The following is a 1,112-nucleotide window of genomic DNA, read 5'->3' on the forward strand; positions in this document are numbered from 1 at the left end:
CGCGCCTGAAGTATTTGGGCGGTTATGTTTGGTTGAATTGAACATGCGCGCAGCACCGTTGTCGATTCCCGATATCGATCGTGATCAGCTCGAGAAGTGGGTTCGGTCGTCCACCATCAGGGCCGGTCTAGTGCAGCGGGCGCGGATCGTACTGCTGGCCGCCGACGGTGTCGCGCACGCCGAGATCGCACGCAGGTTCTCGATTTCGCGGCAGACGGTGATCAACTGGCGGTCCCGATATGCCCAGTTCGGGATCGACGGGTTGTTCGACGAGGAACGCTCTGGGCGACCCCGCACCCTCGACCGGGACGAGCTGATCACGGTGACTTTGACACCGCCGCCGGCGAAGTATGGAGTGACTCATTGGAGTTCGAGGTTGCTTGCCGACCACCTCGGAATCGGGCACGGCACTGTCGCCCGCGTGTGGCGTGAGCACGGTGTACAGCCTTGGTGCAGTCAAACTTTCAAGTTCTCCACCGACCCTGAACTGGTTGCGAAGGTCACCGACATCGTCGGGCTCTACCTCGCGCCACCGGACAATGCGATCGTGCTGTGCGTGGACGAGAAGTCGCAGATCCAAGCTCTCGATCGGACGGCACCGACGTTACCGATGCAGATCGGGATCCCCGAACGTCAAACCCACGACTACGTCCGCAACGGCACCACGACCTTGTTCGCAGCGCTCGAGGTGGCCACCGGAAAGGTCACCGGCATCTGCAAACCGCGGCACCGGCACCAGGAGTTCCTGACCTTTCTCAAACACGTGGCGAGGGCGTACCCCGATCAGGAGTTGCATCTGGTGATGGACAACTACGCCACCCACAAAAAGCAGGAAGTGAAAGACTGGTTGGCCGACAATCACCGCATCACAGTCCATTTCACTCCGACATCGGCGTCGTGGATGAACCTCGTGGAAGTGTGGTTCGGCATCATCGAACGGCAAGCGATCCACCGCGGCACCTTCCGCAACGTCCGCGACCTCACCACCAAGATCCGTGCATTTATCAACGGCTGGAACCCCCGCGCTCAGCCCTTCGTCTGGACGAAAACCGCCGAGCAGATCCTCAAGAAAGCCAACCGCCCAACAACTTCAAACGCGGGCCACTAGTGTC

At 60.4% G+C, this 1,112-nt stretch carries 1 protein-coding gene; it reads left to right on the forward strand.

Annotation, left to right across the window (positions count from 1 at the left end):
* Positions 1-43 precede the first annotated feature (43 nt).
* Positions 44-1,108: an IS630 family transposase gene (locus QMK32_RS25145; RefSeq protein WP_283478292.1), complete on the forward strand. Its 1,065-nt coding sequence runs from the start codon at positions 44-46 to the stop codon at positions 1,106-1,108.
* Positions 1,109-1,112 lie beyond the last annotated feature (4 nt).

The sequence above is a fragment of the Rhodococcus sp. H29-C3 genome, assembly GCF_030063405.1.
Lineage (GTDB): Bacteria > Actinomycetota > Actinomycetes > Mycobacteriales > Mycobacteriaceae > Rhodococcoides.